Here is an 18,805-nt window from a genome sequence, read left to right as displayed (position 1 = left end):
TCCACGCTCAAGTGGTTCAACGACGAATTTGCCGTACTTGGCATCTTCGCTGATTTCAACCGTCTCGATTTTTGGCTTTTCGATTTCGATCATGATATATACCCTCCTTCAAAACGTCGAAACCCCGATCAAACGGTACACGCCTAATCGAAATTCCCCCATGAATCAGTTCCCGAATGTGCGCAGTAGCTGAGCAAAATTTCTCTGCCAAAAATGATATCATATCCCATTATTGACAAGGATACGAAATCTATACAGAGAAATTAAACACGGCGACGTTTTGGCGGACGGCATCCATTATGTGGAACAGGAGTAACGTCTTTAATTGCTGTAATTTCCAATCCTGCCGCTTGAAGCGCGCGAATTGCAGCCTCACGACCAGCGCCTGGACCTTTTACATTTACTTCAACAGTTTTCATGCCATGCTCCATTGAAGCTTTTGCTGCTGCTTCCGCAGCCATTTGTGCTGCAAATGGTGTAGATTTACGAGAACCTTTAAAACCTAACGCACCAGCACTTGACCAAGAGATTGCATTACCATGAGCATCTGTAATTGTCACGATTGTGTTGTTGAATGTAGAACGAATATGAGCGATTCCGGATTCAATATTCTTTTTTACGCGGCGTTTACGCGTATTTGTTTTACGTGCCATTCGTTCAAGTACCTCCTTTGCTTAATTATTTTTTCTTGTTCGCTACTGTACGGCGTGGACCTTTACGCGTGCGAGCATTGTTTTTCGTATTTTGACCGCGAACTGGCAATCCACGACGATGGCGAAGACCACGGTAGCAGCCAATTTCCATTAAACGTTTGATGTTTAGCGATACTTCACGGCGAAGGTCACCTTCTACTTTCAAACGGTCAACGATTTCACGGATTTTTCCTAATTCTTCTTCTGTTAAATCACGAACGCGAGTGTCTTCTGACACACCTGCTTCCGCTAAGATTTTTTGTGCAGTTGGTTTACCGATACCGTAAATGTATGTTAAAGAAATAACTACACGCTTGTCACGAGGAATATCTACACCTGCAATACGTGCCATAAGTTGTACACCTCCTTAAAAATTACCCTTGTTTTTGTTTATGTTTTGGATTTTCACAAATAACCATAACTTTTCCGCGTCTGCGAATAACTTTGCATTTTTCGCAGATCGGCTTCACTGATGGTCTGACTTTCATGATCTTTACCTCCTTATTCGTGCGGAGTACTCATTATTTATAACGATACGTAATTCTGCCACGAGTTAAGTCGTACGGAGATAATTCTACCGTAACTTTATCTCCAGGTAAAATGCGGATAAAATGCATACGAATTTTACCTGAAACGTGTGCTAACACCGTATGACCATTTTCTAGTTCGACGCGGAACATTGCGTTTGGCAACGTTTCAACGACCGTTCCTTCCACTTCAATTACATCGTCCTTCGCCATAGATCGGCTCTCCCTTCTTCGAATCAGTAACGTTTTGGTGGCAAATTTCACGCCTAATGCCGTTTGTCACACGACCAGTTTCAATAATGCTGTTTTGTCTTTTCGGAAATAGAAAGCAACATGCGACGAAACGCCTGACGTTTGCTTTCGTCTGTAAACATCCAACAACGACAGCATATTGTTCTGCTTCACAACCATGTGTGATGACACAATCTGTCCGATTGGACATGGTGAGCCAGTATGCAATGACCTGATTTAAAGGGTAGTTAAAATTTCATAGCCGGTCTCTGTAATGGCGATCGTATGCTCAAAGTGAGCGCACATTTTCCCGTCGACCGTCACCACGGTCCAGTCATCCTCAAGAGTCCTTACATAACGGCTCCCCGCGTTGACCATCGGTTCAATGCATAACACCATGCCTGGTTTTAAACGCGGCCCCTTGTTTGGCGGGCCATAATGTGGAATTTGCGGGTCTTCATGTAAGTTTTGACCAATTCCATGCCCGACATACTCACGTACAATCGAAAAATTGTATGATTCGACAAACGTTTGAATCGCGTGAGAGATGTTCGATAAGCGGGCGCCTGGTTTTGCTTCCTGTATTCCTTTATATAACGATTGTTCCGTTACTTCAAGTAATTTTTTCGTTTCTTCATCAATTTCGCCGACTGGATACGTCCAAGCGGAATCGCCGTGATATCCGTTGTATTGGGCACCGATGTCAATGCTAATAATATCGCCTTCTTTTAACACCCGATCTCCAGGGATGCCATGAACTAACTGCTCATTCACCGACGCACAAATGCTGCCTGGAAAGCCGTTGTACCCTTTAAAAGAAGGAATTGCCCCATGCTGACGAATCACCGTTTCAGCGATATGATCCAACTCTTTTGTTGTAATTCCTGGCTTAATATGTTTTTGCAACTCTTTGTGAGTCAAAGCGACGATTCGCCCAGCTTCACGCATAATGTCAATTTCACGCGGGGTTTTGCAAATGATCATTATTTTAAGCCCCCAAGCAATTCACAAATATCGGCAAAGACTTGCTCGATTTCTTGTTGCCCGTTAATGTTGCGCAAATACCCTTTCGTGCGATAAAAATCGAGCAACGGTTGCGTTTGTTTCATGTTAACTTCCAAACGGTTCGCGACCGTTTCTTCGTTATCGTCAGCACGTTGGTATAATTCACCGCCACATTTATCGCAAACACCTAGTTTCACTGGCGGATTAAAAACGAGATGGTACGTGGCGCCGCATTCTTTACAAATACGTCTTCCTGTTAACCGTTCCATTAAAAGAGCTTTATCGACTTCAATGTTAATGACGTAATCAATCGATCGACCAAGCTCAGCCAACATTGCTTCTAACGCTTCGGCTTGAGCAACTGTTCGTGGGAACCCATCAAGCAAAAATCCTTTCTCGCAGTCGTCTTTGCTTAAGCGTTCACGAACAATGCCAATTGTCACTTCGTCTGGTACAAGATCGCCGCGATCCATATATGCCTTAGCTTGTAATCCTAACGCTGTTCCTTCTTTGATGGCCGCGCGGAACATATCACCTGTCGAAATATGAGGAATCCCGTATTCTTGCACAATTTTTTCGGCTTGAGTACCTTTTCCGGCACCCGGCAACCCCATTAAAACTAAGTTCATAATTGTTCCCCCTCATTGCTAGATGAGGTAGAGGGAATAAAACTTCCCCGCCAACCTCTCTACTTAATAAAGCCTTTGTAATGCCGTTTGACTAACTGGCTTTCGAGCTGCTTCATCGTTTCTAACGCAACGCCAACGACAATGAGCAAACTCGTTCCACCAATTCGAGCGGACGCCGGCAAATCAGCAAATTTCACAAAGAAGACAGGAAGAACAGCGATTACTGCTAAGAATATTGACCCGACGAACGTAAGTCGATAAAGAATTTTTGTAACATACTCTTGTGTGTTTCTTCCTGGGCGAATGCCTGGGATATAACCGCCTTGTTTTTTGAGATTGTCTGCCATTTGTTCAGGATTTACTTGAACAAACGCATAGAAATACGTAAAGGCAATGATTAATGCCACGTATATAATCATACCAACTGGTTGTGTATAATCAAACGTTTTCTTAATCCAATTTGTCACATCATTCGAGCCGAAAAACGATGCAATTGTTGGTGGAGCAACAATAAACGACACCGCAAAAATAACAGGGATTACCCCTGCCGGATTTACTTTCAACGGCAAATGGGTTGAATGTCCACCTACTGGGCTACGTCCTTCTAGACGTTTCGCATATTGAATCGGAATTTTACGGAACGCTTGTTGGATGTAAATAACCCCAACAATGACCGCAACAACCGCTAACGCAATTAGAAGAACCGTTACAATTCGTAAAAACAATTGGTCGCCTGCATCTTCAAACTGCTGGGCATAAATTTGATTCAATGTGGACGGGATTCCAGAAACGATACCGGCAAAGATAATGATAGAAATGCCGTTGCCGACACCTTTTGCGGTAATTTGTTCCCCTAACCACATTAAAAACGCCGTCCCAGCTGTTAATACTGTCGCGATTAGCAAGTAAGTTGGGATTCCAGGATTTTTAATTAGCACTCCACCGGTCATGTTATTGAACCCGTATGACATCCCAAATCCTTCGATAAAACCGAGTACAATCGTAAAATAGCGGGTAAACTGAGCTAATTTACGTCGCCCAACTTCTCCTTGTTTCGACCATTCCGTAAATTTTGGAACAACATCCATCTGCAACAATTGCACAATGATGGATGCTGTAATGTACGGCATCACGCCCATAGCAAAAATGGAGAAATTTTTTAATGCCCCTCCTCCAAATGTATTGAGAACGCCAAACACATTTAACTGGTCTTGCACTTTCAATACATCTGCGTTCACATTTGGCACCGGAATGAACGTTCCGATGCGAAATACGATCAGCATAAGGAGAGTAAATAAGATTTTCTTTCTTATGTCACCCACGCGCATAAAGTTGGAGATTGTTCGAAACATTAAATCACCTCAGTTTTACCGCCAACAGCTTCAATCGCTTCTTTCGCAGCAGAGGAGAATTTATGTGCTTTTACTGTCAATTTTTTCTCAAGTTGACCGTTCCCAAGAATTTTCACACCTGCTTTTAGTTTGCTGACAACGCCTGTTTCTAATAAAAGTTCAGGTGTAACTTCTGTACCGTCTTCAAAACGGTTTAACGCATCAAGGTTGACGATCGCATATTCTTTACGATGAATGTTTGTAAAGCCGCGTTTTGGTAAACGACGGAATAGCGGAGTTTGACCACCTTCAAAACCAAGTCTTACACCGCCACCAGAACGAGCGTTTTGACCTTTATGACCTTTGCCAGACGTTTTCCCGTTACCAGAACCAATCCCGCGACCTACACGGTTACGTTCTTTGCGAGAACCTGGTGCTGGTTGTAGTTCATGAAGTTTCATCGCGAGGCACCTCCTTATGTTCATTATTGTTCTAATTCTTGAACTTTTACAAGATGAGACACTTTATTAATCATTCCGCGAATGGCTGGATTGTCGTTATGCACAACTGTTTGATGCAATTTTCGTAATCCTAATGTTTTAACCGTGACGCGTTGATCTTCCGGACGACCAATCACGCTGCGAGTGAGGGTAATCGCTAATTTTTTCGCCATTGTATTTCCCTCCTTATCCTAACAGTTCCTCAACTGTTTTACCGCGCAATTTTGCTACGTCTTCAGCACGTTTCAATTGCTTTAAGCCGTCGATTGTTGCGCGCACCATGTTGATTGGTGTGTTCGAACCGATCGATTTTGATAAAATGTCGCTAACGCCTGCCAACTCTAATACGGCACGAGCAGGACCACCGGCGATAACCCCTGTACCTTCAGAAGCTGGCTTTAAGATGATTTCGCCTGCGCCGAAGTGTCCGATCACTTCGTGAGGGATTGTTGTGCCAACGATTGGTACAGTAATTAAGTTTTTCTTAGCATCTTCAATTGCTTTGCGAATCGCATCTGGAACTTCTTGAGCTTTCCCTGTTCCAAATCCGACATGACCGTTTTTATCTCCGACAACGACTAGAGCAGCGAAACGGAATCGACGTCCACCTTTTACTACTTTTGCTACGCGGTTAACGGCAACAACGCGTTCTTCAAGTTCAAGTTTGTTTGGATCAATGCGACGCATCTTTGTCCCTCCTTTATAATTAGAATTCTAGACCAGCTTCACGAGCAGCGTCTGCAAGTGCTTTTACACGTCCATGATATAAGTAACCGCCGCGGTCAAATACGACGCTTTTAATTCCTTTTTCTAGTGCACGTTTTGCAACTAGTTCGCCCACTTTTTGAGCTGCTTCTACGTTTCCAGTTGATTCTAAGTTGAATTCTTTATCTAATGTTGACGCACTAACAATCGTTACTGCTTTGACATCATCAATAATTTGCGCGTAAATGTGCTTGTTCGAACGGAACACATTTAAGCGTGGACGTTCAGCAGTTCCAACTACTTTGCGACGAACACGAGCGTGTCTTTTTTTCCGAACTGCGTTTTTATCAAGCTTAGTGATCATTTCCGTCACTCCTTTCATTTACCTAAGCAGCATTATTTTTTACCTGTTTTACCCTCTTTGCGACGTACAACTTCGCCTTCGTAACGAATTCCTTTTCCTTTATATGGTTCTGGCGAACGTACCGCACGAATATTCGCTGCTAATTCACCAACGCGTTGTTTGTCCGCACCTTTAACAATGATTTTTGTTTGTGAAGGAACTTCGATTTCAAGTCCTTCTTCTGGCTCGATTTCGACAGGATGAGAGTAACCGACGCTAAGCACAAGTTTTTTGCCTTGTTTGGAAGCACGGTAACCGACCCCTACTAATTCAAGCCCTCTCTCATATCCTTTCGAAACACCTTCCACCATGTTTGCAAGCAAGCTGCGAGTCGTACCGTGAAGTGTACGATGCGCTTTTTCATCGCTTGGGCGAGTAACCGTTAAAGTGTTACCTTCTAACGTAATCGTCATATCCGGATGGAAAGTGCGAGTCAATTCGCCTTTCGGTCCTTTTACTGTAACTGTGTTGCCGTTGATTGTGACTGTGACACCAGCCGGAATTTCAATTGGTTTTTTACCAACACGTGACATACTTGACACCTCCATTCTTGAAAAGACTAATTACCAAATGTATGCTAACACTTCGCCGCCAGTACCTTTTTGACGCGCTTCTTTGTCTGTTAAAATTCCTTGAGACGTAGAAAGAATTGCAATACCTAAACCGTTCAGTACGCGTGGTACTTCATTTGCTTTCGCATATACGCGCAATCCAGGTTTGCTAATACGTTTAAGCCCTGTAATTACACGTTCATTATTCGGGCCGTATTTTAAGAAGATACGGAGAATCCCTTGTTTGTTGTCTTCAATGTATTCGACATCACGAATGAAACCTTCACGTTTTAAAATTTCTGCGATTTCTCTTTTCATTTTCGAAGCCGGAACTTCTAGTTTCTCGTGACGTACCATGTTCGCATTACGAATGCGAGTTAGCATATCTGCAATTGGATCTGTCATCACCATTATGTTTTACCTCCTTCCCAATTCACGGGTTGATTACCAGCTTGCTTTTTTCACACCAGGAATTTGACCTTTATACGCTAATTCACGGAAACAAATACGGCAAAGTTTAAATTTGCGATACACAGAGTGCGGGCGTCCGCAACGCTCACAACGAGTGTACGCTTGCACTTTAAACTTTGGCGTGCGTTTTTGTTTCGCGATCATTGATTTCTTAGCCACGTTTTCGCCTCCCTCTTTTTACGAATGGGATCATTATTTTTGGAACGGCATACCGAGCAATGTTAATAACTCACGAGCTTCTTCGTCTGTGTTCGCAGTAGTAACGATGACAATGTCCATCCCACGAACTTTGTTGACTTTATCGTAATCAATCTCAGGGAAAATTAATTGTTCTTTAATCCCTAGCGTATAGTTTCCACGTCCGTCAAATGCTTTTTTCGATACACCACGGAAGTCACGTACGCGTGGAAGCGAAACAGAGATTAATTTATCTAAAAACTCATACATACGCTCGCCACGTAATGTTACTTTCGCTCCGATTGGCATTCCTTCACGAAGGCGGAAGCCAGCGATTGATTTTTTCGCACGAGTTACAACTGGCTTTTGACCAGAGATTAGCGCTAATTCTTCCACAGCGCTGTCTAGTGCTTTGGCGTTTTGCACCGCATCACCGACACCCATGTTAATAACGATTTTTTCGATTTTTGGAACTTGCATTACAGATTTATAGTTAAACTTGCTCATGAGAGCAGGAGTAACTTCTTTCATATATTTTTCTTTTAGGCGGTTCATGTAAGTACCTCCTTTCTCACATCACGATTATTTATCTAAAATTTCACCAGATTTTTTCGCGTAACGTACTTTTTTCCCATCTACTACTTTATATCCTACGCGAGTTGGCGTTCCTGTTTTAGGATCTAGAGGCATTACGTTAGAAACGTGAATTGGTGCCTCTTTGCTAATAATACCGCCTTGAGGATTTGCTTGAGATGGTTTTGCGTGTTTTTTAACGATGTTTACTCCTTCGACAAGCACTCGGTTTTGTTTCGGGAACGCTGCAAGGATTACGCCTTGTTTCCCTTTGTCTTTTCCAGAGATTACTTGTACTTTATCACCTTTTTTTACATGCATCGCAGTTCGCACCTCCTTGAAAGGCTTTCCCTTTTCATTAAATTACTTCTGGAGCTAAAGAAACGATTTTCATGAAATCTTTTTCGCGCAATTCACGCGCAACAGGTCCGAAAATACGTGTTCCGCGTGGGCTCTTATCGTCACGGATAATAACGCATGCGTTCTCATCAAAGCGGATGTAAGAACCGTCCGAACGACGTACGCCGCGTTTTGTGCGGACAACGACCGCTTTCACGACTTGACCCTTTTTAACAACGCCACCTGGTGTTGCGTCCTTAACTGTCACGACGACAACGTCACCGATGTTCGCATAACGACGACCAGAACCACCTAGTACTTTGATGACAAGCACTTCGCGCGCACCAGAGTTGTCAGCAACTTTCATACGAGTTTCTTGTTGAATCATTTACGAGACCTCCCTTCGGAATTGTATCACCGATCCGAACATATTAAAGAATAACCGCTTTTTCGACTACTTCGACAAGACGGAAACGCTTTGTTGCAGAAAGTGGGCGGGTTTCCATGATCTTTACGATGTCGCCAACTTTTGCTACGTTGTTTTCGTCATGCGCTTTGTATTTTTTTGAGTATTTTACACGCTTTCCATAAAGCGGATGCTTTTTGTAAGTTTCGACAAGAACCGTGATTGTTTTGTCCATTTTGTCAGAAACAACACGGCCAACGTATACTTTGCGTTGATTGCGTTCACTCATTTCGCGAACCTCCTCTCAAGCCTTTATTTATTAGCAGCGATCTCTCTTTCGCGGATGATCGTTTTCATGCGTGCAATTGCTTTGCGCACTTCACGAATGCGCGCTGTATTTTCCAATTGGCCTGTTGCTAATTGGAAACGAAGGTTAAACAACTCTTCTTTCAACGATTTAATTTTTTGTTCAATCTCGGCAGTGGTAAGGTCACGGATTTCTTTAGCTTTCATTAGATTCACCACCAATTTCTTCACGTTTTACGAACTTACATTTGATCGGAAGTTTGTGAGAAGCAAGACGCAACGCTTCACGTGCTACTTCTTCAGAAACACCCGCGATTTCAAACATAACTTTGCCAGGCTTAACGACTGCTACCCAACCTTCTGGCGCCCCTTTACCGGAACCCATCCGCACTTCTAGCGGTTTCGCCGTGTAAGGTTTTGAAGGGAAGATTTTAATCCATACTTTACCGCCACGTCTCATATAACGAGTCATTGCACGACGAGCAGCCTCGATTTGGCGGTTCGTGATCCAAGCAGATTCTAATGCTTGTAATCCGTATTCACCAAAATGTACTTCCGTACCGCCTTTTGCACGACCTTTCATGCGTCCGCGGTGTTCACGACGGAATTTTACGCGTTTTGGCATTAACATGATTAATTTCCTCCTTCCTCAGTTTTCTTTTTTGTCGGAAGGACCTCTCCACGATAAATCCATACTTTCACACCGATTTTTCCATATGTTGTGTCTGCTTCTGCAGTTGCATAATCGATGTCAGCGCGAAGAGTGTGGAGTGGAACTGTTCCTTCACTATAATGTTCAGAGCGAGCGATGTCCGCACCGCCTAGACGACCAGACACCATCGTTTTAATTCCTTTTGCTCCTGCGCGCATTGTGCGTTGAATCGCTTGTTTTTGCGCACGACGGAACGATACGCGGTTTTCAATTTGACGCGCGATGTTTTCGGCAACTAATTTTGCGTCTAAGTCTGGTTTTTTAATTTCTAAAATGTTGATGTGTACGCGTTTTCCAGTTAATTGGCTAAGAGCTTTACGAAGCGCTTCAACTTCTGTACCGCCTTTACCGATAACCATTCCTGGTTTTGCAGTATGAATCGTGATGTTCACGCGATTTGCTGCACGTTCGATTTCTACGCGTGAAACCGCTGCATCGCTTAAGCGTTTCGTAATGTACTCACGTACTTTAAGGTCTTCATGTAAAAGGTCTGCGTAATCTTTTTCCGCATACCATCTTGATTCCCAATCACGGATAATACCAATGCGGAGACCGACTGGATTTACCTTTTGACCCACTGATTATCCCTCCTTCTTTTCTGAAACAACGATTGTAATATGGCTTGTGCGTTTGTTAATCGCGCTTGCACGTCCCATTGCGCGCGGACGGAAACGTTTCAATGTCGGACCTTCGTCCACATATGCTTCTGTAATCACTAAATTGTTAACATCCATATCGTAGTTATGTTCTGCGTTTGCAACGGCTGATTTTAATACCTTCTCGATAATTGGAGAAGCAGCTTTTGGTGTGTGGCGAAGAATGGCTACTGCTTCACCTACTTGCTTTCCTCGAATTAAATCAATCACTAAGCGCGCTTTACGAGGAGCAATACGAACCGTTCTAGCAACAGCTTTAGCTTGCATAATGAAAGCCTCCTCTCATATTAACGTCTTGTCTTCTTGTCATCAGCAGCATGGCCTTTGTATGTGCGAGTTGGCGCGAATTCGCCAAGCTTATGTCCTACCATATCCTCTGTGATGTACACTGGCACATGTTTGCGTCCATCGTACACGGCGATTGTATGTCCGATGAATTGTGGGAAAATGGTTGAACGACGAGACCATGTTTTAATTACTTGTTTTTGTCCTGTCTCATTTAATTTTTCGATTTTTTTCATTAAATGATCATCACAGAAAGGACCTTTTTTTAAGCTGCGACCCATAAATGAACCTCCCTTCGTGATTGTTCTACGGTTCTTAAGAACCGTAGTTCAACCCCGTTATTTTTTACGACGACGTACGATAAATTTATCCGATTTGTTTTTCTTTTTGCGCGTTTTGAATCCAAGTGTTGGTTTGCCCCATGGAGTCATTGGCGACTTACGTCCGATCGGTGCTTTACCTTCACCACCACCATGTGGGTGATCGACTGGGTTCATAACTGAACCGCGAACCGTTGGACGAATACCTAACCAGCGAGCGCGTCCTGCTTTTCCGATGTTTACAAGTTCGTGTTGCTCGTTACCAACTTGACCGACCGTTGCACGGCAAGTTGCTAAAATCATGCGAACTTCACCGGAAGCTAAACGAACAAGCACGTATTTCCCTTCTTTACCAAGCACTTGTGCAGATGTCCCTGCAGAACGAACAAGTTGTCCACCTTTGCCTGGTTTTAATTCGATGTTGTGTACTAGCGTACCGACTGGGATGTTCGCAAGTGGTAGCGCGTTCCCTACTTTAATGTCCGCATCCGGACCTGACATGATTTCCATACCTACTTCTAGGTTTTTCGGAGCGATAATGTAACGTTTTTCCCCGTCCGCATAATGGATTAATGCGATGTTCGCAGAACGGTTTGGATCGTACTCGATTGTAGCAACGCGTCCTGGAATGCCATCTTTGTCGCGTTTGAAATCGATGATCCGATATTGACGCTTATGACCGCCACCTTGGTGACGAACAGTCAATTTACCTTGGTTGTTACGACCACCTTTTTTCTTTAAAGGCGCAAGCAATGATTTCTCTGGCTTGTCAGTTGTGATTTCTGAGAAATCAAGAACTGTCATGCCACGGCGACCGTTTGACGTTGGTTTATACTTTTTAATCGCCATGTCGGTTTCCCTCCTTCACTTTTAAACTTATGCTTCAAATAGCTCGATCTCTTTGCTGTCAGGCGTTAATGTCACAATTGCTTTGCGACGACGGTTTGTAAGTCCGCTATAGCGGCCAACACGTTTGAATTTCCCTTTGTAGTTCATAATGTTGACCTTTTCTACTTTTACACCGAAAATCGCTTCTACTGCATCTTTTACTTCTGTTTTGTTTGCTTTTACGTCAACTTCAAACGTATATTTTTTTTGTGCCACTAAATTCATCGAGTTTTCAGTGATAACGGGGCGCTTAATAATATCGCGAGGATCTTTCATTATGCAAGCACCTCCTCTACTTTTTCCACGGCAGCTTTTGTGATGACAAGCTTGTCGTGGTTGAGTACATCAAGAACGTTGATTCCGCTTGCTGTAACGACAGTTACCCCCGGAATGTTGCGCGCAGATAATAAGACATTTTCGTTAAAATCTGCTGTTACAATTAGCGCTTTACGATCAACAGAAAGGTTGCTTAAAATTTTCACCATTTCTTTCGTTTTTGGCGCTTCAAGCGCTAAGTTGTCTAATACAACGATGTTGTTTTCCAACACTTTAGAAGATAATGCCGATTTGATTGCTAAACGGCGTACTTTTTTCGGTAATTTGTAGCTGTAGCTGCGCGGAACCGGACCAAATACCGTACCACCACCACGCCATTGTGGAGAGCGAATCGACCCTTGACGTGCACGACCAGTACCTTTTTGACGCCATGGTTTGCGACCACCGCCGCTTACTTCCGCGCGATTTTTCGTTTTATGCGTTCCTTGACGCAAAGAAGCACGTTGCATAATTACTGCTTCAAATAACACATGTTTGTTTGGCTCAATACCAAATACGGAATCATTCAACTCGATTTCTCCAACAGTTGCTCCGTTTTGGTTGTACAATGCTACTTTTGGCATTGGATAGTTCCTCCTTTCTTAACAAAGTTATTTCACTTTCGCTTTAACCGCACTTTTAATAACTACAAGTCCTTTATTTGGACCTGGTACGTTTCCTTTGATAAGAAGCAAGTTGCGTTCTGTATCAACTTTTACGATTTTTAAGTTTTGTACCGTCACACGTTCGCCACCCATACGACCTGGCAATTCTTTCGATTTGAATACGCGGTTTGGCGCGATAGGACCCATCGAACCAGGACGACGATGGTAACGAGAACCGTGTGCCATTGGTCCACGAGATTGACCATGGCGCTTAATTGCACCTTGGAACCCTTTCCCTTTCGAAACTCCTGTTACATCTACGACATCGCCTTCAGCGAAAATATCTACTTTGACTTCCTGACCAACTTCATATTCCGCTACGTTTGCGCCGCGGATTTCACGAATGAAGCGCTTAGGAGCAGTATTCGCTTTCGCTGCATGTCCTTTTTCCGGTTTGTTCGCTAATTTTTCCCGTTTGTCTTCAAAACCTAATTGAATCGCCTCATAGCCGTCGTTTTCAACTGTTTTCTTTTGAAGCACGACGTTTGGAGTCGCTTCAATTACTGTTACAGGAATTAAGTCACCGTTTTCCGCGAATACTTGCGTCATCCCGATTTTTCTACCTAAGATTCCTTTGGTCATTCGTCACACCTCCTATAAATTCATTTTGACAATTAAAGCTTAATTTCAATATCGACACCAGATGGCAAATCAAGACGCATAAGCGAATCGACTGTTTGCGGAGTTGGGTTTACGATATCGATCAAGCGTTTATGTGTACGCATTTCGAATTGTTCACGAGAATCTTTGTACTTGTGAACAGCGCGCAAAATCGTATAAACAGTTCTTTCCGTTGGTAGTGGAATCGGTCCAGATACTTTTGCACCAGAACGTTTTGCTGTTTCTACGATTTTTTCAGCAGATTGATCAAGGATTCGATGATCGTAAGCTTTTAAACGAATACGAATTTTTTCTTTTGCCATTATTTTCCCTCCTTCTTCGCCTATTTTCAAAATAGACATTCTCCGTGGAAATTTCCTCACACTCGCCATGGCAAAGCGGCCGGGTGTGTCAGCAACCTTCCACTTCATCGCAGTCAAAGACCAACATTAAACATTATACAGATTGAAAAAGCAAAATGCAAGTAAAATATCGGATACTTGCACACTTCTTTTATTATACACATCCATCCAAGCATTTTCAACTTAACGCTAGGCAGTAAAAAAGCAGGCTTGCTTAAAGGCAAACCTGCTTTCATTTATTACTCGATGATTTCAGATACAGAACCTGCGCCTACTGTACGGCCACCTTCACGGATCGAGAATTTTGTACCTTCTTCGATCGCGATTGGTGCGATTAATTCTACTGTCATTTCGATGTTGTCGCCAGGCATAACCATCTCAACGCCTTCTGGAAGTTGGATGATACCTGTTACGTCCGTTGTACGGAAGTAGAATTGTGGACGGTAGTTAGAGAAGAATGGAGTATGGCGTCCACCTTCTTCTTTTGACAATACGTAAACTTGCGCTTTGAATTTTGTATGTGGTGTGATTGTACCTGGTTTTGCAAGTACTTGACCACGTTGTACTTCGTCACGAGATACCCCGCGAAGAAGTGCACCAATGTTGTCACCAGCTTCTGCTTGGTCAAGAAGCTTACGGAACATTTCTACACCTGTAACCGTTGTTGCTTTTGGCTCTTCAGAAAGACCGATGATTTCTACTTGATCACCAACTTTTAAGATACCGCGCTCAACACGACCAGTAGCAACTGTTCCACGACCAGTGATTGAGAATACGTCCTCAACTGGCATCATGAATGGTTTGTCAACTTCGCGTTGTGGAGTTGGGATATACTCGTCAACCGCGTTCATAAGTTCGATGATTTTTGCTTCCCATTCCGCATCGCCTTCAAGTGCTTTCAATGCAGAACCTTTGATTACTGGGATTTCATCGCCTGGGAAGTCGTATTCAGATAATAGGTCACGAACTTCCATTTCAACAAGCTCTAATAGTTCTTCGTCGTCTACCATGTCGCATTTGTTTAAGAATACGACGATGTACGGTACGCCTACTTGGCGAGAAAGAAGAATGTGCTCGCGAGTTTGTGGCATTGGACCGTCAGCTGCAGATACAACAAGGATTGCACCGTCCATTTGTGCTGCACCAGTGATCATGTTTTTCACGTAGTCAGCGTGGCCTGGGCAGTCAACGTGTGCATAGTGACGGTTGTCAGTTTCATACTCAACGTGTGCAGTTGAGATTGTGATTCCGCGCTCACGCTCTTCTGGAGCAGCGTCGATTTGGTCATAAGCGCGCGCTTCCGCTTTTCCTTGTTTTGCAAGAACTGTTGTGATTGCTGCAGTTAAAGTTGTTTTTCCATGGTCAACGTGGCCGATTGTACCAATGTTAACGTGTGGTTTCGTGCGTTCGAATTTCGCTTTAGCCATTAGAAATATCCTCCTTAAATATAGATTTCATATTAGAGTTTAAGTATATAGGATGCTTGGAAACGAACATGCAAGCATGTCCGCTTCCAAGTCTTACATAAGTATTTATACTTGAACAGCGCTGGAAAATCAATTATTCACCTTTATTTTTTTTGATGATTTCCTCAGCGATGCTCTTCGGAACTTCTTCATAGTGGTCGAATACCATCGTGAATGTTCCGCGACCTTGCGTGTTAGAACGCAATGACGTTGCGTAGCCGAACATTTCAGATAGTGGAACCATTGCGCGAACGACTTGAGCGTTTCCGCGCGCTTCCATACCTTCTACGCGGCCGCGACGAGATGTGATGTCACCCATGATGTCTCCTAAATATTCTTCAGGGACGATGACTTCAACTCTCATAATCGGTTCAAGCAATACTGGATCACATTTTGTTGCCGCATTTTTCAACGCAAGTGAAGCAGCAATTTTGAACGCCATTTCACTGGAGTCGACATCGTGGTAAGAACCGTCGAATAGTTTCGCTTTAATGTCGACAACTGGATATCCAGCAAGCACCCCATTTTGCATTGCATCTTCAAGACCCGCTTGAATTGCTGGGATGTATTCTCTCGGAACAACCCCACCGACGATCGCGTTTTCAAATTCGAATCCTTTTCCTTCTTCATTTGGCGAGAATTCGATCCAAACGTGACCGTATTGACCGCGACCACCAGACTGACGCACGAATTTTCCTTCGACTTGCGCCGATTTACGGAATGTTTCGCGGTATGCAACTTGTGGAGCACCGACGTTTGCTTCAACTTTGAATTCGCGACGCATACGGTCGACGATAATGTCAAGGTGAAGCTCACCCATCCCCGCGATGATTGTTTGACCTGTTTCTTGGTCTGTCCATGCGCGGAATGTTGGGTCTTCTTCTTGAAGTTTTTGCAACGCTGTACTCATTTTGTCTTGGTCTGCTTTCGATTTCGGCTCAATTGCGATTTGGATCACTGGCTCTGGGAATGTCATCGATTCAAGGATGACAGGTGCTTTTTCATCGCACAACGTGTCGCCAGTTGTTGTATCTTTTAAACCGACCGCTGCAGCGATATCGCCTGCGTAAACTTTTGAAATTTCTTGGCGATGGTTCGCGTGCATTTGTAGAATACGGCCGATACGCTCGCGTTTACGCTTTGTTGAGTTCAATACGTAAGAACCAGAATCTAATGTACCAGAGTACACACGGAAGAATGTCAATTTCCCAACATAAGGGTCTGTCATAATTTTGAACGCTAATGCAGCAAACGGTGCATCATCGCGAGATTCACGTACTGTTTCTTCCTCTGTATCAGGAACAACCCCTTTAATCGCAGGGATATCCACTGGAGAAGGTAAGTAATCGACGACACCGTCAAGCATTAACTGAACGCCTTTGTTTTTAAATGCAGAACCGCAGAATACAGGGAAGAATTCAACAGAAACTGTCGCTTTACGAATTGCTGCTTTCAATTCTTCTTTCGTAATTTCTTCCCCTTCTAAATATTTCATCATTAATTCTTCATCAAGCTCTGCCACCGCTTCGATTAATTTCCCGCGATATTCTTCCGCCATATCGCGATAATCTTCTGGGATTTCGATGCGTTCAATGTTTTTTCCTAACTCATCATGATAGTGGTACGCACACATTTCAACAAGGTCAATGATGCCAGAGAATTGATCTTCTGCACCAATTGGTAATTGAACAGGGTGCGCATTTGCTTGTAAACGATCATGAAGCGTTTTCACCGAGTATAGGAAATCCGCACCAATCTTGTCCATTTTGTTAACGAACACGATACGTGGAACGCCGTATGTAGTCGCTTGGCGCCATACTGTTTCCGTTTGCGGCTCTACCCCGGATTGCGCGTCAAGTACCGCTACCGCACCATCTAATACACGCAATGAACGTTCTACTTCCACTGTGAAGTCTACGTGCCCTGGTGTGTCGATGATGTTAATGCGATGACCTTTCCATTGCGCAGTTGTTGCGGCAGACGTAATCGTAATTCCGCGCTCTTGTTCTTGTTCCATCCAGTCCATCGTTGCTGCGCCTTCATGGACTTCCCCGATTTTATGAACGCGTCCTGTGTAGAAAAGGATACGCTCTGTCGTTGTTGTTTTACCGGCATCGATGTGAGCCATGATACCAATATTGCGAGTGTTTTCTAAGGAGAACTCTCTTGCCATCTTGGTTTTTTCTCCTTCCTTTAAGTAAATATCGTGTGATAAAAAGTTGCAAATATAGGAATATAGGTGAGGAGCTCTCTTGCTACCTTCACCTATTCCTATTATACAATACAAATGAATGGCTTAATTGTGAAAAAATGATTACCAACGATAGTGCGCAAACGCTTTGTTCGCTTCTGCCATTTTGTGCGTATCTTCGCGTTTTTTCACCGATGCACCTGTGTTGTTTGCTGCATCTAAAATTTCGTTTGCTAGACGCTCTTCCATCGTTTTTTCCCCACGAAGACGAGCGTAGTTAACTAACCAGCGAAGACCTAATGTTGTACGACGATCTGGACGAACTTCTACTGGAACTTGGTAGTTCGCACCACCGACGCGACGAGCGCGTACTTCAAGAACAGGCATAACGTTTTTCAATGCTTGTTCGAATACTTCCATTGGATCTTTGCCAGTGCGTTCACGGATAATATCAAATGCTGTGTAAAGAATTTTTTGCGCTTTTCCTTTTTTGCCATCGATCATAATTTTGTTGATCAGGCGTGTAACAAGTTTAGAATTGTAAATCGGATCTGGTAGCACATCTCGTTTTGGAACCGGACCTTTACGTGGCATAGTTTTTCCTCCCTTCAAGAAAAAAATCCTATTTTTTTACTTTGAGCAACAGATTATTTTTTCGCTGCTTTTGGTTTTTTCGCACCATACTTCGAACGGCCTTGCATACGGTTTGCTACCCCAGCAGTGTCAAGCGCACCACGAACGATGTGATAGCGTACCCCTGGCAAGTCTTTTACACGTCCGCCACGAATTAATACGACGCTGTGTTCTTGTAAGTTATGCCCGATACCAGGGATGTATGCTGTTACCTCGATACCGTTCGACAAACGTACACGAGCGTATTTACGAAGCGCTGAGTTTGGCTTCTTCGGCGTCATTGTACCTACACGTGTGCACACACCACGTTTTTGCGGAGATGCAACGTTTGTTTGTACTTTTTTGAAGCTGTTGTACCCTTTATTTAAAGCAGGGGATTTAGATTTTACCACTTTTTTCGTACGGCCTTTGCGTACTAGCTGATTAATTGTAGGCATGATAAATTTCCTCCCTTCACACGTAAGTTCAAGCCCACACATCCAGGTGGCTCATTATTTATGCAAAAACAAAGTTTTTGTAGTGAAACCACAAAAACAGTTTTAACGAATAATCGCAACAGCCGCTGCTCCCACTTGGATTTTGCACGCTTTCCCGAGCTTTTTCATCGAGTCTACTTTCATCACAGGAACGTTCGCTTCTTTTGCTGCTTCAACGATTTTATCAGTAATCGCTTTATCAGCATCTTCTGCTATCACTACTTCCCGCACGTTTCCTTCTTTCAGAGCACGCACTGTTTGCTTTGTTCCGACAACTACTTCTTGAGCCTGCAATACTTTTTCATAAGACATCCTAAAATATCCTCCAAAGTACCAGGTTTTTGGAACACCTTTATTACATTAACATTTTCCTACGGCATTGTCAACTAT

Annotated in this window: 34 protein-coding genes; all 34 read right to left on the bottom strand. The window is 43.5% G+C overall.

Going from position 1 to position 18,805, the window contains the following annotated elements:
- The coding region (locus GGR02_RS17640) for a hypothetical protein (protein WP_260175132.1) at positions 1 to 93 on the bottom strand (93 nt) is incomplete at its 3' end.
- Between the two features lie 170 nt (positions 94 to 263).
- Positions 264 to 653 carry a 30S ribosomal protein S11 gene (gene rpsK, locus GGR02_RS13395; RefSeq protein ID WP_004888704.1) on the bottom strand — a complete coding sequence of 130 codons (390 nt, stop codon included), beginning with the start codon at positions 651 to 653 and terminating at the stop codon, positions 264 to 266.
- Between the two features lie 25 nt (positions 654 to 678).
- A complete protein-coding gene (gene rpsM / locus GGR02_RS13390) occupies positions 679 to 1,044 on the bottom strand; it encodes a 30S ribosomal protein S13 (protein WP_044895215.1) in 366 nt (121 codons plus the stop codon).
- A gap of 22 nt (positions 1,045 to 1,066) precedes the next feature.
- Positions 1,067 to 1,180 carry a 50S ribosomal protein L36 gene (rpmJ, locus tag GGR02_RS13385; protein ID WP_000868344.1) on the bottom strand — a complete coding sequence of 38 codons (114 nt, stop codon included), beginning with the start codon at positions 1,178 to 1,180 and terminating at the stop codon, positions 1,067 to 1,069.
- A gap of 33 nt (positions 1,181 to 1,213) precedes the next feature.
- Positions 1,214 to 1,432, bottom strand: coding sequence for a translation initiation factor IF-1 (gene infA, locus GGR02_RS13380; protein ID WP_003247618.1), 219 nt, complete (start codon positions 1,430 to 1,432; stop codon positions 1,214 to 1,216).
- 255 nt (positions 1,433 to 1,687) lie between these two features.
- On the bottom strand, positions 1,688 to 2,434 hold the full coding sequence (map, locus tag GGR02_RS13375; RefSeq protein WP_183185513.1) for a type I methionyl aminopeptidase: 747 nt from the start codon (positions 2,432 to 2,434) through the stop codon (positions 1,688 to 1,690).
- Positions 2,434 to 3,084 (bottom strand): adenylate kinase, encoded by a 651-nt coding sequence (locus tag GGR02_RS13370; protein ID WP_183185512.1) that lies wholly within the window; start codon positions 3,082 to 3,084, stop codon positions 2,434 to 2,436. Before GGR02_RS13370 ends, map begins: the two co-directional genes overlap by 1 nt.
- A 59-nt stretch (positions 3,085 to 3,143) precedes the next feature.
- On the bottom strand, positions 3,144 to 4,436 hold the full coding sequence (gene secY / locus GGR02_RS13365) for a preprotein translocase subunit SecY (protein WP_183185511.1): 1,293 nt from the start codon (positions 4,434 to 4,436) through the stop codon (positions 3,144 to 3,146).
- Positions 4,436 to 4,876 carry a 50S ribosomal protein L15 gene (gene rplO / locus GGR02_RS13360; RefSeq protein WP_183185510.1) on the bottom strand — a complete coding sequence of 147 codons (441 nt, stop codon included), beginning with the start codon at positions 4,874 to 4,876 and terminating at the stop codon, positions 4,436 to 4,438. The genes secY and rplO overlap by 1 nt, the downstream gene beginning before the upstream one ends.
- Positions 4,877 to 4,899: 23 nt before the next feature.
- Positions 4,900 to 5,088: a 50S ribosomal protein L30 gene (gene rpmD, locus GGR02_RS13355; protein WP_044744047.1), complete on the bottom strand. Its 189-nt coding sequence runs from the start codon at positions 5,086 to 5,088 to the stop codon at positions 4,900 to 4,902.
- A 13-nt stretch (positions 5,089 to 5,101) separates the two neighbouring features.
- Entirely contained in the window at positions 5,102 to 5,602 is a 501-nt protein-coding gene (gene rpsE, locus GGR02_RS13350; RefSeq protein ID WP_066322042.1) for a 30S ribosomal protein S5, read from the bottom strand.
- 19 nt (positions 5,603 to 5,621) lie between these two features.
- Positions 5,622 to 5,984, bottom strand: coding sequence for a 50S ribosomal protein L18 (gene rplR, locus GGR02_RS13345; RefSeq protein ID WP_183185509.1), 363 nt, complete (start codon positions 5,982 to 5,984; stop codon positions 5,622 to 5,624).
- A 32-nt stretch (positions 5,985 to 6,016) separates the two neighbouring features.
- Entirely contained in the window at positions 6,017 to 6,556 is a 540-nt protein-coding gene (gene rplF / locus GGR02_RS13340; RefSeq protein WP_066322050.1) for a 50S ribosomal protein L6, read from the bottom strand.
- 30 nt (positions 6,557 to 6,586) lie between these two features.
- Positions 6,587 to 6,985 carry a 30S ribosomal protein S8 gene (rpsH, locus tag GGR02_RS13335; RefSeq protein ID WP_066322051.1) on the bottom strand — a complete coding sequence of 133 codons (399 nt, stop codon included), beginning with the start codon at positions 6,983 to 6,985 and terminating at the stop codon, positions 6,587 to 6,589.
- 33 nt (positions 6,986 to 7,018) lie between these two features.
- On the bottom strand, positions 7,019 to 7,204 hold the full coding sequence (gene rpsN, locus GGR02_RS13330) for a 30S ribosomal protein S14 (RefSeq protein ID WP_003397678.1): 186 nt from the start codon (positions 7,202 to 7,204) through the stop codon (positions 7,019 to 7,021).
- Between the two features lie 33 nt (positions 7,205 to 7,237).
- Positions 7,238 to 7,777, bottom strand: a complete 540-nt coding sequence (gene rplE / locus GGR02_RS13325; protein WP_066322053.1) for a 50S ribosomal protein L5 — start codon at positions 7,775 to 7,777, stop codon at positions 7,238 to 7,240.
- A gap of 27 nt (positions 7,778 to 7,804) precedes the next feature.
- Complete coding sequence (rplX, locus tag GGR02_RS13320) at positions 7,805 to 8,116, bottom strand: 50S ribosomal protein L24 (RefSeq protein ID WP_066322055.1); 312 nt, start codon at positions 8,114 to 8,116, stop codon at positions 7,805 to 7,807.
- Between the two features lie 37 nt (positions 8,117 to 8,153).
- A complete protein-coding gene (rplN, locus tag GGR02_RS13315; protein ID WP_066322058.1) occupies positions 8,154 to 8,522 on the bottom strand; it encodes a 50S ribosomal protein L14 in 369 nt (122 codons plus the stop codon).
- 43 nt (positions 8,523 to 8,565) lie between these two features.
- A complete protein-coding gene (rpsQ, locus tag GGR02_RS13310) occupies positions 8,566 to 8,829 on the bottom strand; it encodes a 30S ribosomal protein S17 (protein ID WP_027410243.1) in 264 nt (87 codons plus the stop codon).
- Positions 8,830 to 8,852: 23 nt separating this feature from the next.
- A complete protein-coding gene (gene rpmC, locus GGR02_RS13305) occupies positions 8,853 to 9,053 on the bottom strand; it encodes a 50S ribosomal protein L29 (protein ID WP_066322059.1) in 201 nt (66 codons plus the stop codon).
- Positions 9,043 to 9,477, bottom strand: coding sequence for a 50S ribosomal protein L16 (gene rplP / locus GGR02_RS13300; protein WP_066322060.1), 435 nt, complete (start codon positions 9,475 to 9,477; stop codon positions 9,043 to 9,045). The genes rpmC and rplP overlap by 11 nt, the downstream gene beginning before the upstream one ends.
- Positions 9,478 to 9,479: 2 nt before the next feature.
- On the bottom strand, positions 9,480 to 10,136 hold the full coding sequence (rpsC, locus tag GGR02_RS13295; protein WP_066322063.1) for a 30S ribosomal protein S3: 657 nt from the start codon (positions 10,134 to 10,136) through the stop codon (positions 9,480 to 9,482).
- A 3-nt stretch (positions 10,137 to 10,139) separates the two neighbouring features.
- A complete protein-coding gene (rplV, locus tag GGR02_RS13290) occupies positions 10,140 to 10,481 on the bottom strand; it encodes a 50S ribosomal protein L22 (RefSeq protein WP_066322065.1) in 342 nt (113 codons plus the stop codon).
- A 20-nt stretch (positions 10,482 to 10,501) separates the two neighbouring features.
- Entirely contained in the window at positions 10,502 to 10,780 is a 279-nt protein-coding gene (gene rpsS / locus GGR02_RS13285; RefSeq protein WP_003397663.1) for a 30S ribosomal protein S19, read from the bottom strand.
- Between the two features lie 57 nt (positions 10,781 to 10,837).
- A complete protein-coding gene (rplB, locus tag GGR02_RS13280; protein ID WP_183185508.1) occupies positions 10,838 to 11,668 on the bottom strand; it encodes a 50S ribosomal protein L2 in 831 nt (276 codons plus the stop codon).
- Between the two features lie 27 nt (positions 11,669 to 11,695).
- Complete coding sequence (gene rplW / locus GGR02_RS13275) at positions 11,696 to 11,983, bottom strand: 50S ribosomal protein L23 (protein ID WP_183185507.1); 288 nt, start codon at positions 11,981 to 11,983, stop codon at positions 11,696 to 11,698.
- Positions 11,983 to 12,606: a 50S ribosomal protein L4 gene (gene rplD / locus GGR02_RS13270; protein WP_066322069.1), complete on the bottom strand. Its 624-nt coding sequence runs from the start codon at positions 12,604 to 12,606 to the stop codon at positions 11,983 to 11,985. The genes rplW and rplD overlap by 1 nt, the downstream gene beginning before the upstream one ends.
- A gap of 27 nt (positions 12,607 to 12,633) precedes the next feature.
- Positions 12,634 to 13,269 carry a 50S ribosomal protein L3 gene (gene rplC / locus GGR02_RS13265; RefSeq protein ID WP_183185506.1) on the bottom strand — a complete coding sequence of 212 codons (636 nt, stop codon included), beginning with the start codon at positions 13,267 to 13,269 and terminating at the stop codon, positions 12,634 to 12,636.
- A gap of 32 nt (positions 13,270 to 13,301) precedes the next feature.
- On the bottom strand, positions 13,302 to 13,610 hold the full coding sequence (gene rpsJ, locus GGR02_RS13260; RefSeq protein WP_003247558.1) for a 30S ribosomal protein S10: 309 nt from the start codon (positions 13,608 to 13,610) through the stop codon (positions 13,302 to 13,304).
- 278 nt (positions 13,611 to 13,888) lie between these two features.
- Positions 13,889 to 15,076, bottom strand: coding sequence for an elongation factor Tu (gene tuf, locus GGR02_RS13255; protein WP_183185505.1), 1,188 nt, complete (start codon positions 15,074 to 15,076; stop codon positions 13,889 to 13,891).
- 133 nt (positions 15,077 to 15,209) lie between these two features.
- A complete protein-coding gene (gene fusA / locus GGR02_RS13250; RefSeq protein WP_183185504.1) occupies positions 15,210 to 17,288 on the bottom strand; it encodes an elongation factor G in 2,079 nt (692 codons plus the stop codon).
- A 141-nt stretch (positions 17,289 to 17,429) separates the two neighbouring features.
- Positions 17,430 to 17,900, bottom strand: a complete 471-nt coding sequence (rpsG, locus tag GGR02_RS13245; protein WP_066322074.1) for a 30S ribosomal protein S7 — start codon at positions 17,898 to 17,900, stop codon at positions 17,430 to 17,432.
- A gap of 53 nt (positions 17,901 to 17,953) precedes the next feature.
- Positions 17,954 to 18,376 (bottom strand): 30S ribosomal protein S12, encoded by a 423-nt coding sequence (gene rpsL / locus GGR02_RS13240; RefSeq protein WP_044744068.1) that lies wholly within the window; start codon positions 18,374 to 18,376, stop codon positions 17,954 to 17,956.
- 102 nt (positions 18,377 to 18,478) lie between these two features.
- The gene (locus tag GGR02_RS13235; protein ID WP_183185503.1) at positions 18,479 to 18,727 is read right to left on the bottom strand and encodes a 50S ribosomal protein L7ae-like protein; all 249 of its coding nucleotides are present in this window, start codon (positions 18,725 to 18,727) and stop codon (positions 18,479 to 18,481) included.
- Between the last annotated feature and the right edge of the window lie 78 nt (positions 18,728 to 18,805).

The sequence above is a fragment of the Anoxybacteroides voinovskiense genome, assembly GCF_014196205.1.
GTDB lineage: Bacteria > Bacillota > Bacilli > Bacillales > Anoxybacillaceae > Anoxybacteroides > Anoxybacteroides voinovskiense.
This window is presented reverse-complemented; position numbering and strand designations above follow the sequence as displayed.